General features: G+C 43.3%; 12 protein-coding genes. 6 read left to right on the top strand and 6 right to left on the bottom strand.

Translation table 11 applies throughout. The annotated features are described in order from the left end of the window. The first annotated feature begins 24 nt into the window (after window positions 1-24). The 5 genes from rfaD to CVU62_07335 all read left to right on the top strand — a co-directional run bounded on the left by rfaD (window position 25) and on the right by CVU62_07335 (window position 4,215). Window positions 25-999 (top strand): ADP-glyceromanno-heptose 6-epimerase, encoded by a 975-nt coding sequence (gene rfaD / locus CVU62_07315; GenBank protein PKN37534.1) that lies wholly within the window; start codon window positions 25-27, stop codon window positions 997-999. Window positions 1,000-1,156: 157 nt separating this feature from the next. Further along, the gene (kdsB, locus tag CVU62_07320; protein ID PKN37535.1) at window positions 1,157-1,903 is read left to right on the top strand and encodes a 3-deoxy-manno-octulosonate cytidylyltransferase; all 747 of its coding nucleotides are present in this window, start codon (window positions 1,157-1,159) and stop codon (window positions 1,901-1,903) included. A gap of 16 nt (window positions 1,904-1,919) precedes the next feature. Continuing rightward, on the top strand, window positions 1,920-3,068 hold the full coding sequence (locus tag CVU62_07325) for a phospholipase (GenBank protein PKN37536.1): 1,149 nt from the start codon (window positions 1,920-1,922) through the stop codon (window positions 3,066-3,068). A gap of 14 nt (window positions 3,069-3,082) precedes the next feature. After that, window positions 3,083-3,298, top strand: a complete 216-nt coding sequence (locus tag CVU62_07330) for an antitoxin (GenBank protein PKN37537.1) — start codon at window positions 3,083-3,085, stop codon at window positions 3,296-3,298. A 116-nt stretch (window positions 3,299-3,414) separates the two neighbouring features. Beyond that, a complete protein-coding gene (locus tag CVU62_07335; protein PKN37538.1) occupies window positions 3,415-4,215 on the top strand; it encodes a TIGR02391 family protein in 801 nt (266 codons plus the stop codon). Window positions 4,216-4,553: 338 nt separating this feature from the next. Here CVU62_07335 and ilvD read toward each other — a convergent pair whose 3' ends face one another. The 4 genes from ilvD to ilvB all read right to left on the bottom strand — a co-directional run bounded on the left by ilvD (window position 4,554) and on the right by ilvB (window position 9,926). After that, window positions 4,554-6,215 carry a dihydroxy-acid dehydratase gene (ilvD, locus tag CVU62_07340; protein ID PKN37539.1) on the bottom strand — a complete coding sequence of 554 codons (1,662 nt, stop codon included), beginning with the start codon at window positions 6,213-6,215 and terminating at the stop codon, window positions 4,554-4,556. Window positions 6,216-6,409: 194 nt separating this feature from the next. Then, window positions 6,410-7,468, bottom strand: a complete 1,059-nt coding sequence (ilvC, locus tag CVU62_07345; protein ID PKN37540.1) for a ketol-acid reductoisomerase — start codon at window positions 7,466-7,468, stop codon at window positions 6,410-6,412. Window positions 7,469-7,518: 50 nt separating this feature from the next. After that, window positions 7,519-8,019: an acetolactate synthase small subunit gene (locus tag CVU62_07350; protein ID PKN37541.1), complete on the bottom strand. Its 501-nt coding sequence runs from the start codon at window positions 8,017-8,019 to the stop codon at window positions 7,519-7,521. 203 nt (window positions 8,020-8,222) lie between these two features. Beyond that, on the bottom strand, window positions 8,223-9,926 hold the full coding sequence (ilvB, locus tag CVU62_07355; GenBank protein ID PKN37542.1) for an acetolactate synthase, large subunit, biosynthetic type: 1,704 nt from the start codon (window positions 9,924-9,926) through the stop codon (window positions 8,223-8,225). A gap of 853 nt (window positions 9,927-10,779) precedes the next feature. Between ilvB and CVU62_07360 the strand changes: the two genes are divergently transcribed. After that, a complete protein-coding gene (locus CVU62_07360; protein ID PKN37543.1) occupies window positions 10,780-11,544 on the top strand; it encodes a hypothetical protein in 765 nt (254 codons plus the stop codon). 109 nt (window positions 11,545-11,653) lie between these two features. Here the strand turns inward: CVU62_07360 and CVU62_07365 are convergent, their stop codons facing one another. Together CVU62_07365 and CVU62_07370 are read right to left on the bottom strand one after the other, a co-directional pair. Continuing rightward, the gene (locus CVU62_07365; GenBank protein ID PKN37544.1) at window positions 11,654-12,250 is read right to left on the bottom strand and encodes a hypothetical protein; all 597 of its coding nucleotides are present in this window, start codon (window positions 12,248-12,250) and stop codon (window positions 11,654-11,656) included. Window positions 12,251-12,338: 88 nt separating this feature from the next. Continuing rightward, window positions 12,339-13,705 (bottom strand): hypothetical protein (locus CVU62_07370; GenBank protein PKN37545.1); only part of this gene is annotated, 1,367 nt, incomplete at its 5' end.

A 13,705-nucleotide genomic window follows, 5' to 3' on the forward strand; every position in this document is an offset into this window, starting at 1 on the left:
CAGAAAACATAAGGAGTAACGCAAATGATTATCGTCACAGGAGGCGCCGGATTTATCGGCAGCGCTTTTGTCTGGAAGCTCAATCAGGAAGGCATCGACGATATTGTCATAGTCGATCAACTGGGAACGGATGACAAATGGAAAAATCTGGTCAATCTCCGGTTCGTCAACTACATCCACAAAGATGATTTCAGCGAGCTTATTTATAACGATACGCTCAACTTTGACGTTGAAGCGATAATTCATATGGGGGCATGCTCATCAACAACCGAACGGAATGCTGATTATCTCTGGCAAAACAATTTTGCTTACACGGGCAACCTGGCGGAATGGGCTGTCGAACACAATACACGTTTTATCTACGCCAGTTCGGCGGCAACCTATGGAGACGGTAAACAAGGATTCTCGGATGACCATAATATGATTAATAAATTCAAACCGATTAATATGTACGGCTATTCCAAACAGGTTTTTGATTTGAGAGTGCTGAGAGAATCATGGGAAAATAAAATTGCCGGAATAAAATTCTTCAACGTCTTCGGCCCCAACGAATACCACAAAGGCGATATGGCAAGCATCATCTTCAAATCCTTTCATCAAATAAAGGAAACCGGCAAGGTGAAACTTTTCAAATCCTATGATCCCGAATATAAAGATGGCGGACAGATGCGCGATTTTGTTTATATCAAAGACTGTATGGATGTCCTGTGGTGGCTTTTTAAGAATCCGGATGTCAATGGTATTTTTAATTTAGGCACAGGTAAAGCCCGAACATGGAATGATTTGATCAGAGCCGTCTTCGACGCAATGCAACTCGCAACAAAAATCGAATATATCGAAATGCCGGAATCTTTGCGCAATCAATACCAGTACTTCACCGAAGCAAAGATGGATAAGCTCAAAGCAATGGGTTGTCCTGTTGCTTTTTCATCACTGGAAGATTCCGTGCGGGATTATGTGGTGAACTATTTACAGCAAACCGACCCGCATTTAGGATAAGAATAACTTTTTCTGTCATTCCGCATAGTACCCTTCAGGGTAAATCCCGATGAATCGGGATGAGGAATCTTAATGTAAGAATTTAACCAAAACAAAGATTTCTCTCTTCGATCGAAATGACAATATTGAAATATATGGGCTTTTTACGGAGGAATTAATGAAAAGAGATATTGTTTGCATCATCCCCTCACGCTATGAATCCAGCCGCTTTCCGGGTAAGCCGCTGGCTGATCTATGCGGAAAACCGATGATTCAGCATGTCTATGAACGCGTGGCCAAAGCTAAAGCCATACCCCATGTGGCGGTGGCAACAGACGATCAAAGAATATTCGACGCGGTTATTAAATTCGGCGGCAACGCTATAATGACAGCTGTCACGCATCGCTCCGGCACGGACAGAATCGCCGAGGCTATAAAATCGCTCAATCTTTCAGCCGACGCGATTGTTGTTAACATTCAGGGCGATCAACCGATTTTCGAACCTGCACAGGTGGATGAAGTTATTCAGCCACTCGTTGACGATCCCTCCATCAACATGTCCACACTGATTTATAAAATTATTCTCGATGAAGAAATAACTCATCCGCACGCCGTTAAAGTTGTTTTCGATCATCAGAATTTTGCTCTTTATTTTTCACGGGCTACAATTCCCTACGTGAGGGACAAAGCCCTCAAAGCAGACTACTACAAACATCATGGCATTTACGCCTACCGCCGTGATTTTCTCGATACCTTCACAAAGCTTCCCGAAGGAAAACTGGAAAAGCTCGAAGCCCTCGAACAATTGCGTGCTCTGGAATATGGCTACAAAATAAAGGTTGTCATCACTCCCTATGATTCTGTAGAAGTGGACAACAAGCAGGAACTGGACAGAGTGCGTCAGATTCTTACGACAAAAAAATAGAGAGTGTCGCAACGGCATGAAAACTCTAAAAATCAAACTAGCATTGAGAATAGTACTGACATGTGCATTCTTTTTGATGATTACCGCATTAACCGGCAATGCCGCTGAAATTGACGACAATCTAGCAAAATGCACAGCAATTAAAAATGACAACGCCGCAAGATTGAAATGCTTCGACGAACTGGCGAAAAAACAAATCACCGCAAAAGAATCCGTCATCGTAAAACCAGATGAAAAAGATATTGCACAAAAACCTGAATCTCAAGAAAAATATTTTTCTGTTATGGAAAAACAATGGGATCTGAGAAGCGATAAACCCAAAGAAAGAAATATTTTTGTACTTTGGCCTTACCGCCCCTGTTTTATTCTGCCTCTGGCCTATAATTCCTCGCCTAATGACAGTACCCAACTGGATGTCGATCCCAAAGCCAGATCCCTATACAACGAGGTAAAATTTCAACTGAGCTTTAAATTTAAAATCTGGAGAGATCTTATCAGGAGCGAAGAAATAAAGAAAATTGTCGAAAAAAGTACGGGAATCAGAGGCATCGATGCCTGGGTTGCCTACACTCAACAATCCTTCTGGCAACTCTATAACTCGGCATTTTCCGCTCCCTTCAGAGACACCAACTACGAACCGGAACTGCTCCTTAATTTCGACATGCAGCGAGAAATTCCTTATCTTATGGGAACGAAACTGCAATTTATCAATGTCGGATTTAATCATCAATCCAACGGCCGCGCTGAACCGCTTTCCCGTAGCTGGAACCGTATTGTTGCCAATATCGGATTAGAAAAAATTTTTGGAATGGAAAAAAATGATAACTTCAGCCTGCTTTTAAAAACCTGGTACCGGCTTCCCGAAAATGATGAAGATGACGACAATCCCGATCTTTCCGGATACATGGGATATGGAGAACTATGGGGAACTCTCTACTGGAAAAATCAGCGGTTTGCCGTAATGTTGCGCAACAATTTACGGTCGGAGAATAAGGGAGCGGTTCAGCTGGACTGGAGCATCCCGCTATCATCGATTAACGAAAGTCTCGCCAAGAAAATCAGCCTCTACGTACAATACTTCAACGGTTACGGAGAAAGCCTGCTCGATTATAACACAAGCATTAACCGGATTAGCGCTGGTTTAATGCTGGTAGACTGGAGGTAAAATAGATAGTGAAAATGAGAAAAGAATACGATTTTTCAAAAGCAAGAAAGAATCCTTATGCCAGCCGTCTGAAAAAACAAGTCACCATCCGGCTTGATGAGGAAACAATTAAGTATTTTAAAAAACTCTCAGAAGAAGCGGAAATTCCATATCAAACTTTGATTAATCTCTATCTGCGCGACTGTGCCGCTTCCTCCCGAAAGCTTTCTCTACACTGGAAAGCAGCTTGATAAATAAACCAGTTTGATGGCTCGGCATCAAAGACACCGACTAAATCCATAACCAGAGCTATATAGGAATGATCGAAAAAGCAAATTTAGAATATTAATTGTTAGCATAATAAAACATGGAAAAAATTCCTCCATTTAGTGCTCAGCATCTTGAAGCAGCATGCAAGGTGTTAGCTAATACAGAGCGTGGCCTCACTGGTTCCGAGATAGCGTACCTTCTTCAAGATTGCCGCCTTGAAGATGTATCGCCCGAGATGACCAAATGGAAACGACTATTTAACGCACTGGTAAAGGCTCAGAACACCCACAAAGTTGGCAATCATTTGATTATGTTTGTCAATCGTGCACTTAACCCGGTGAGTTATGCCCGAGACAAGGAGAAATTTTCTTGGCGTAGAAATGAGCTAAATGTGGTTCTGTCGTTCTCTGGCTTCAGCGTAAGAGAAGATGGGAAAGTTATTCGTACACAAGCAGAAACTACTCTCAAGGGGGCGCGGGCTCGGGCAGGTGCACTTAGGGCAGCACTCGAAGATCGAGGTGCTCACTCGGAGATACTCAAATATTGTCGTGCCGAGCTTGTGGACGAAAATTACTTCCATGCCGTGCTTGAAGCAATAAAAGGAATAGCGGAGAGAATTAGGATTATTTCGGGGCTAACCACTGATGGGGCAGAACTTGTAAACACTGCATTTTCAGTAAAGGCTCCGGTTCTCGCTATTAACTCGCTCAAGACTGAAACTGAAATAAGTGAACAAAAGGGATTTAGCAATATTCTAGTGGGACTGTTCGGGGCTGTTAGAAATCCCACGGCTCATGTCCCAAAGGTAACGTGGCCAATGACAGAACAGGATGCACTGGATATTCTATCATTGGTTTCTTTTGTGCACAGAAAGCTAGATGGAATAGTCAAGATATAAACCACGTATCAGTGCTAAAGAAACCATTAACTCAGGACTCTGCTTCGGTTGGAATTGAACCTAGTGAGATAGTTGAACATACTTATATTTAGGGCTGTTCAAAAAAGCTCAGATGCAAGGCACGCGAGCCATCAGGAATGAGGAAGCGCATCCGGCATGCGTTGAAACAACTTATGGATACCGGCCTTCGCCGGTATGACAACTTTTACTATTCATACCTTTTTGATTTCAAAGGATAACGCGGCGGCAAGGAGGAGGCTCCGCAGGCGTATAGTACAATACGTTGAGGAAGCCGACGACGATGCCAACAAAGTTAGCTGAAGAAATCAAAATTGGTATCAGTCTTTAAAGATGGCCCCCGTTGAGGCGGAGGTGACTAGTTTCGCATATCTCGCCAGATAACCTGTCGTAATCCGCGGTTTGAAAGGCTTCAAAGCTTTTCTTCGTTTAGCCAGTTCCTGATTGCTGACTTTCAGGTTCAGCTTTTTGGCCGGAATATCAATCGCAATAATGTCGCCTTCTTTCACCAGCGCCATCGGGCCGCCTTCCGCCGCTTCGGGCGAAATATGGCCTATTGCCGCGCCCTGTGTACCGCCACTGAAACGTCCATCCGTCAAAAGTGCAACTGTTTTATCCAAGCCCATACCGACGATTGCTGAAGTGGGAGAGAGCATTTCTCTCATGCCCGGACCTCCTTTAGGACCCTCAAAACGGATAACCACAATGTCGCCACCTTTAATTTTTCCGCCCAGAATAGCCGCAATGGCGTCATCCTCGCAATCAAACACGCGGGCACGGCCTTCGTTTTTCTGCATGGCCGGCGCAACCGCAGATTGTTTAACCACCGCTCCATCAGGCGCGAGGTTGCCGCGCAAAATCGCGATGCCGCCCTGCTGTGAATAGGCATTTTTCAAAGTTCTGATAACATCCGTATTCAAAACACGGGCTTCTTTTAAATTGGCGCCGACGGTTTTGCCTGTAACAGTAATTGCCTTTCCATCAATGACACCCAGCGAACTGATTACTTTCATCACGGCCTGAATGCCGCCTGCCATATCGAAATCTTCAATATGATGATGTCCGGCAGGACTCAGCTTGCAGAGATTAGGGGTTTTCTCGCTTATTTTATTAAATAGATCTAAATCAAGTTTTATCCCCGCTTCGTGGGCAATGGCGGGAATATGCAAAACAGTATTAGTGGAACAGCCCAGCGCCATATCCACGGCAATGGCGTTTTTAAAAGCGGCCAGTGTTGCGATATCACGCGGTCTGACGTTCTTTTTGAGTAGATCCATTATTTTCATACCGGCATGTTTGGCCAGCCGGTGACGCGCCGCCAGTACTGCGGGAATCGTTCCATGGCCGGGCAACCCCAGACCCATTGCTTCCGTGACACAGTTCATGGAATTGGCCGTGTACATCCCGGAGCACGAACCGCAGCCGGGACAGGCACAATCTTCCAGTTGCTTGAGCGCGGCGGCAGTCATCTTTTTGACTTTGACAGCACCCACGCCTTCAAAGACAGTGATGAGATCAACGGGCTTACCATTAAGTTTTCCTGCCAGCATCGGCCCCCCGCTGATAAAAATGGATGGGATGTTCAGACGCAACGCTGCCATAAGCATACCCGGAATAATTTTGTCGCAATTGGGAATGAAAACCAGAGCGTCAAAAGGATGAGCCTTGGCCATAATCTCGATGGAATCGGCAATCAGCTCGCGGCTGGCCAATGAATATTTCATGCCTTCATGTCCCATCGCGATGCCGTCGCAGACACCGATAACCGGAAATTCCACCGGAGTTCCTCCGGCCATCCGGACTCCCGCCTTAACATCCTGCGTGATTAAATCAAGATGGATGTGTCCGGGAATTATTTCATTGGCCGAATTGACCACGCCGATTATAGGCCGGGCAATTTCTTCATCTGTGTAGCCCATCGCCTTGAAAAGTGAACGATGCGGGGCACGCTCGAAACCTTTTTTCATGAGATCGCTTCTCATTGTTTTCTCTCCCTTTGATTTGAATAAATTAATAATAGGAATCTCCCCGCCCCTTGTGGGAGGGGATTATGGGGAGGGGTAAATTATTTTTCAAACAGCACGCGCAAGTCTTCACCCTCACCCTATCCCTCTCCCCTCATAACCTAAAGGTCACACGAGGGAGAGGGAATAAAATGGACTTTTTAAGGAGTCGTCTATTTTTTCTTGCGATTTTCCGGTCTCAATGCCCTCACAGCGGCTCCTGCCTGCCACATTTCCGAATCACGCATTTCTTTAAGTTCTGCTTCCAGTTTATCTTTGTAGTCCGGAGCGCTGTTGACTCTCAACACAATTTCTGTTTCTTTACCGGTGGCAACGGACTTATAGAGTTCTGTAAATACAGGCGCCACCGCTTTGCGGAATTTATGACGCCAGTCCAAAGCACCGCGTTGAGCCGTACCGGAACAATTGGCATACATCCAATCCATACCGTTTTCGCCGACCAGCCGAATAAGGCTTTGGGTCAGCTCTTCCACTGTTTCGTTGAAGGCTTCGCTGGGAGTGTGGCCATGCTTGCGCAATTCATTGTACTGCGCTTCCATCATCCCCGCCAGAGCGCCCATGAGCACACCGCGCTCTCCGGTCAAATCACTGTAAACCTCCGCCTGGAAAGTTGTCGGGAATAAAAATCCGGAGCCAATGGCAATGCCCAGTGCCAGAGTTCTCTCCAGTGCGCGCCCGGTGGCATCCTGATGAACGGCAAAGCTGGAATTTATTCCGCTGCCGTCAAGAAAATTCCGGCGCACGGAGGTTCCCGAACCTTTGGGCGCAACCATGATTACATCCACAAAATCGGGAGGTACAATACCGGTCTGTTTTTTATACACAATGGAGAAACCGTGGGAGAAGTAAAGAGCATCTCCCTTTTTCAGATTGGCTTTGACCTTAGGCCAGAGAATCTTCTGTGCTGCATCGGAAACTAAATACTGAATAATTGTGCCGCGCTGGACTGCTTCTTCAATAGGAAAAAGCGTTTTGCCGGGAACCCAACCGTCAGCGATTGCCTTTTTCCAGTATCGCTTATCTTCCTTTGCCTGACCGATAATTACATTAATGCCGTTATCTCTCATATTAAAAGCCTGCGCCGGACCTTGAACGCCATAACCCAGTACAGCAACAACTTCTTTTTTCAAAACTTTCTGTGCTTTCTTTAGAGAAAACTCTTTCGATGTAATGACATCTTCAATAACTCCGCCAAAATTAATTTTTGCCATGATAACCCCCTATTAATATATTGATAAATTTTTATTTTTTTTAGTTATGATTAATTTTCCAAATTTAAAGCAACAATTCCCGTTCTTGTCATATCGGCGATACCCAACGGCTCCAGGCGTGCCAGAGCAAACTCAATCTGTGACTGATCGCCGGTTATTTCCAAAATTATATATGTATCTGCGGAAGCTATTACTTTCCATTTATTCGTGTCAACTGCTTTCTTTATCTGTTCTTTTTTATCCGGCGTTAAATTCAGGCGGACCATAATAAGTTCGCGATGGATTGATTCCACATTAGTCAAATCATCGACCTGAATAACATCGACCAGCCTTTGTAATTGACCTTCAATTCGATTGACAGTTTCCTGAGTGCCTACGGTGGTCATAACTATTTTTGATATTTCGTATTGCATTGTCGTATTCACGCTCAGGCTTTCAATGTTATAGCCCTTGCCGCCCAGCGTTCCCGCAATCCTGGCCAGCACGTCCGGCTTGTTGTGAACAAGTATCGAAATTATATGCTCCTTTTTTTCCATCTTTTCCCTCACCATCGTTATTTATTTTAAAACCTCTCAAAACGACTTTGTTACAATGTAATTATACGTTTTTTTGTCCCCCGCTGGCGGGGGTTTAATGGGGTGGATGTATTGAAACACATTATCCACCTCCGTCCCGATTCCTCATCGGGACACCTCTCGGAAATCCTCCCGGCTTCGCGCCAGCGGAGGACATTCATGGACTTTTCACAAAGTCGTTAGTTGATCATTTCTCTGCTACCCAACGACATATTACTTATCGAATCACCCGGATGAACCATGGGATAAACGCATTCTTCCCGCGACACCCGGAAATCCATTAATACCGGCCTGTCAAGAGCAAGGCCTTCTTTCAAAACACTTTCCACTTCTTCCGGTTTTGTCGCGCGCATCCCGACAACACCGAAGGCCTCCGCCAACTTCACAAAGTCCGGTGCGTAAGCCATATCCGTGTGCGAATAGCGTTTTTCGTAAAACAATTCCTGCCATTGACGAGGCATGCCTAAAAATTCATTGTTTAACAAAACTATTTTCACATTGATTTTATATTGCGCGGCGGTGGCCAGTTCCTGAATATTCATCTGAATACTGCCGTCACCGGCAATATCCACAACCTGTTTATCCGGGAAAGCGCACTTGACGCCAATCGCCGCGGGCAGACCAAAACCCATCGTTCCCAGCCCGCCCGAAGAAACAAACGTATTGGGCTTATCAAATGGGAAAAACTGCGCCGTCCACATCTGATGCTGACCGACTTCCGTTGTGATAATCGCATCGCCTTTGGTCAGCTTATGCAGAGTCTCAATCACAAACTGCGGCTTGATTACTTTGCCGTTCTGGCAATAAGTCAATGGAACTTTTTCCTTCCACTCGGCAATCTCAGCCAGCCATTCCTGCCGTTGTGATTTTTCACATGTGTAATTATGTTCATCCAGAAATTTAATTAAATCTTTCAATACGGCCTTTGTATCGCCGATTATCGGCAAATCAACGGCAACATTTTTATTAATTGATGAGGGGTCAATATCGATATGAACGATTTTGGCGTTGGCGGCAAATGTATCAATAGTACCGGTAACTCTGTCGTCAAATCTCACGCCCACTGCTATAAGCAAATCGCAGTGGCTGATAGCCATGTTAGCGTAGTAAGTACCGTGCATACCCAACATTCCCAGCCATAAAGGATCGCTCCCCGGAAAAGAACCAAGCCCCATCAAAGTGCCGGTAACAGGAATCTGATATTTTCTGGCCATTTTAGTCAACAGTTCAGAGGCCCTCCCCAGAATGACGCCGCCACCGGTCATAATCAGAGGTTTTTTAGCGACGGTGAGCATTTCCAGCAAATTGGTCATCTTCTTGAAGGCCGGTTTATATACCGGTTCATGATTTCTAATTTTTATACTGGCAGGATCATATTCCGCTTCCGCCGCCATTACATTTTTAGGTAAATCAACAAGCACCGGACCCGGCCTTCCCGAACGGGCAATATGAAAAGCTTCTTTAATTGTCGGAGCGAGATCTTCGATATTGCGCACCAGAAAATTATGTTTAGTGCAGGGGCGGGTTATGCCCGTGATATCGCATTCCTGAAAAGCATCATTGCCGATCAGCCCCGTGGGAACCTGACCGGTAAAAACAACCAGGGGGATGGAATCCATATTCGCCGTGGCAATTCCAGTCACGGTATTGGTTGCTCCGGGACCGGACGTAACCAGACAAACGCCCACTTTTCCGGTTGACCGGGCATAGCCGTCAGCGGCATGCACAGCACCCTGCTCATGACGGACCAAAATATGCTTCATATTACTTTTGTAAAGCTGATCATAGATATCCAGAACTGCACCGCCAGGATATCCGAAGATAATATCGACCTTTTCTTCTTCGAGAGCCTTCAGCAATATTTGTGTTCCCTTCAGTTTCATTCTATGTCTCCCTGATTTTATAATTCATATTTTACACAATCATTAATTTGTCATTTCGACCGTAGGGAGAAATCTATGTTTCGAACATAGAATGGAATCATAAGATTTCTCGTCGCTCTGCTCCTCGAAATGACACAAAAAGCTATTTTTCAAAGGTCTAAATTTATAAACTAAAAAAGCCGCCAGTCTCCTTGAGAAAAAGCGGCCTTGCTCCTAAAACAACAAAGCCGCGGGCTTCAGGGGCCTGCGGCTTGTATCTTTTTTTTTATTTCTTAAAGATACAGAGCGGCAGACCCCGTAAGTACGACTACTACGAGTACCAATACTATAGTCAGTATTGGAATAATGCCGTTTGCTAAATCTTTAAGAAACATAATATTTCATTCCACTTAATTGATTTGTACTTTCAATAACGAAAAACAAAAAGTTTGTCAACAATATTTTTCATGACATTAGATAATTATTTAATCTGCAGAAAAATATAGGTCATGTGTTATCTAGAACCAAACAGTATTTTATTTCTCCTTTTTCACTATTAATGCATCTTAGATTTTCTTCAAAATAAATAAGTTTCGGCAATAACACAACCGCTGATCGTCAGCATATTTCCTTCTATGGCTGTGGAAAGAAGATCGATTTTTTTTACAAGCATTTGTAAAGGTTAAATTTTTGACACCACTTCCCCATATTTATTTCTTGATTTCAACAAATAAATTTCGCATAGTAACTTACAAATAGATAGTTAAAAGATTAAATTTCCAGAAAGGTGCAAGACCCCCGTGTAAGGATTTGTTCAACTAAGTTTTTACGCCAGCGTCGCGTCGTAAAAAACTCTTAATCTTTAGGTGCAAATATGCAGGAACCATTTAGAATGTCAGATATTGAAGCGAAGCAGAAAGTCGAAATAGAGTTTTGGCGCGACTCGAAGCATGAGTCTCCAGAAACTGATTCTATGTACAACATCGTGAACAAAGTCTCAGATGCCGGAGTGTTTTTAGACTGCCTTAATCGGCATCGAGCAAAGCTTACAAGTGATGGAAGAGTCTTGGAAATCGGGGGTGGGCAAGGATGGGCATCGTGTGTATACAAAAAGTTATTTCCCGATGCACATGTAACAGCAACGGATATCAGTGAATTTGCTGTTATGTCCTTGTCTAAGTGGGAGCGCTTGTTTGAGGTGAGAATCAACAATTCATATGCCTGTACAAGCTATGAAATTCATGAAAGTGACGCCTCGTTAGATCAGATATTTTGTTTTGCGGCAGCCCATCATTTCTTAGCCCACAAAAGAACTCTTCGTGAAATCAGTAGAGTATTGAAACCGGGAGGAAAGGCTATTTATTTTCATGAGCCAACTACACCAAAATACCTTTATCCTCTTGCGTACCGGCGGGTTAATAAAAAAAGACCACAAGTTCCCGAAGACGTACTAATAACTTCAGAACTTCGCAAACTAGCTTGTGCAATTGAGCTTGATTTGCATGTAGATTATTATCCGCAACTCATAAAAAGGAGACCATTCGAGATGGTTTATTATTTCGTCTTGAGTCGTGTCCCGTTTCTTCAACGTATATTACCGTGCTCAGCAAATTTCATATTTATAAAGAAAAGCTCCTGACAGGCAACACCCTAAACGATAATATGGTAATAGAGCCAAAACAATACAAGCAGCTGGAGTTCAAAACTTCAACCGTCTCTTTACTTTGTTAGGTCAAATAATTATTCTTCTATGGAGCAACAAACTTAATCGATGGATACCGATAGAAGAAATCTCCGATCAAGCTCAAACTAAAAGCACCGCCACCACCATTATTATGAACTATTTGCAGTGTGTTAATACCTTGTATTAAGTTCCAAGTTATATTATATGTCTTAGTCCCAGCTGTTTGTACATATCCAATCTGAGTCCCATTGAGGAAAAAATAGGCGTTATCATCACAATAATAAACTTTCTGGGTAACTGTAATTGCAGAAGGTGCATATATCTTCATTTCATAAAGATGCGAATAACTTGCATAAGAATTATTGAAATTTATTTCGCCATTACTTGTCAAAATACTTTGCTTAGATTTCGTAAAAGTTGATGGATTTGTACGAGAACCAGATGTTTCATCAATCCAAAGAGTCCAACGTGGAAATTGACCCGATACTGTTCCATTAACATCCAAAGTTGAATATGGTGTCGTTGTACCAATACCAACTTTGCCGTTTACAATCAAATCACCGTCTGCAGCGTAAGAAGGCATAGTATTAATAGAAAGAACCATGCTAAATATAAACAACATTGATAATATTTTAAGCCCTTTGACAATTTTCATTTTCATTTCACTCCTTTCGAGTTTTTTTCTATAAGTTTTTATTCCGCATCCTGAACTACCCTTAGATTTTATTCATTTTATGTTGAGTCAGCTCCTAGTAATATTCAATATGAAGTTTAGCTGCTTTGACTGTGGAAGTATCATAAGAGTATGCGTCACGGGCTCCCGTGCCCCTGCCTTCATGGTCATCCCAGAATAACGCAAGTGAATTACCTGCCGCCCAATTAACTTGATTTACAATTTCTTGAATTATTGTTTTTATCTCTGGTGAGTTATATTGTTGATCTAACGTCCATGATCCAATATCGTCCCAAGATACTTGGGCAATTGTTCGATTATTATTATTTGCACCGCTAGCATCAGTACCGCGCCGGGATTGATAATCTTCTATAGTCGAAAATGTAGCGGCATTTGGTGTTAAGTTACCGATAATTCTTGTTTTAACACCAGTAGAGGAAGATGCTGTTCTGCAAGTAAGCTGAAAATAAGCGGCCGATATTGTAGCACCTTGGGGAATAGTTACATTTTGAAACCTTAGACCACCACCTCTTTTAAAAAGAGAAGTGCTGGTGTAACCGGCTAATAATTTATCACCCGTAAGGTTCCGCACCCATACAGAATCTGACCAATTAACTTGTATATCATCGCTACTAGCGGCAACCTGCAAATCAAGCACAAGCGATTGGGGTGTTTGTAATATAAAATTCTTAATTGTCAGAGTGCCGCCACCGGCATACGTCTGAATCGTACCTTTCAGGTTTGTATTGCCTGTTATGCTTGTATGCTCTTGATTATAACCACCTTCCAGATTGACTGAAATATCTCTATTCACACTCAAATTTTCAGTAAAAGTTTTAGCTGTCACTTTTATAGTGTCGCCACTGTTTGCAGCATTATACGCGGCTTGCAGTGTTGGATAATAAATACTGCCAATAATTATGTCACTTGCCTGGATAAAACTCGCGCTAATTGTATGATTAGCAGTTACGTTATTGAACGTATGACTAGTAACCTTGCCCACTGAAACACCATCTACCAAAACATCTGCTACCGCATAGCCATTTGCAGGTATTATATTAAAGGTCTTGTCAGTTCCAAAAGCAACATTAGTTGCTCCAGCAGGAGTAATACTGCCATTAACACCCGCCGTGGCCGTGATTATGTAATAAGCATCATAAGTACCTTTTTGCAGGCGGTTGCCGACTTCGTCATATTGATATATTATGAATTTTTGAGCAACAGTGTCTTCTATACGTGTAAGCCGATTCAGATCATCATAGGTATATTTCAGATTTCCGGCAACTGGCGTGTAATTGCCACTAGCGATAGTAAAACTGGCGCTGATTGTATGATTGGCAGTTACGTTGCTGAAAGTGTAACTTGTAACCGCACCTACTGAAGAACCGTCAACGAGAACATCTGATACTGTGTAACCACCACTAGCTGGTGTTATGGTAAAGG

It is taken from the genome of Deltaproteobacteria bacterium HGW-Deltaproteobacteria-2, from assembly GCA_002840505.1.
Lineage (GTDB): Bacteria > Desulfobacterota > Syntrophia > Syntrophales > Smithellaceae > Smithella.

Bases quoted from the DNA above. Each gene is read 5' to 3' on its own strand.
- CVU62_07335 (PKN37538.1), top strand. From the start codon at position 3,415: ATGGAAAAAATTCCTCCATTTAGTGCTCAGCATCTTGAAGCAGCATGC.
- kdsB (PKN37535.1), top strand. From the start codon at position 1,157: ATGAAAAGAGATATTGTTTGCATCATCCCCTCACGCTATGAATCCAGC.
- CVU62_07330 (PKN37537.1), top strand. From the start codon at position 3,083: ATGAGAAAAGAATACGATTTTTCAAAAGCAAGAAAGAATCCTTATGCC.
- ilvB (PKN37542.1), bottom strand. From the start codon at position 9,926: ATGAAACTGAAGGGAACACAAATATTGCTGAAGGCTCTCGAAGAAGAA.
- rfaD (PKN37534.1), top strand. From the start codon at position 25: ATGATTATCGTCACAGGAGGCGCCGGATTTATCGGCAGCGCTTTTGTC.
- CVU62_07365 (PKN37544.1), bottom strand. From the start codon at position 12,250: ATGAAAATGAAAATTGTCAAAGGGCTTAAAATATTATCAATGTTGTTT.
- CVU62_07325 (PKN37536.1), top strand. From the start codon at position 1,920: ATGAAAACTCTAAAAATCAAACTAGCATTGAGAATAGTACTGACATGT.
- ilvC (PKN37540.1), bottom strand. From the start codon at position 7,468: ATGGCAAAAATTAATTTTGGCGGAGTTATTGAAGATGTCATTACATCG.
- CVU62_07360 (PKN37543.1), top strand. From the start codon at position 10,780: ATGCAGGAACCATTTAGAATGTCAGATATTGAAGCGAAGCAGAAAGTC.
- ilvD (PKN37539.1), bottom strand. From the start codon at position 6,215: ATGAGAAGCGATCTCATGAAAAAAGGTTTCGAGCGTGCCCCGCATCGT.
- CVU62_07350 (PKN37541.1), bottom strand. From the start codon at position 8,019: ATGGTGAGGGAAAAGATGGAAAAAAAGGAGCATATAATTTCGATACTT.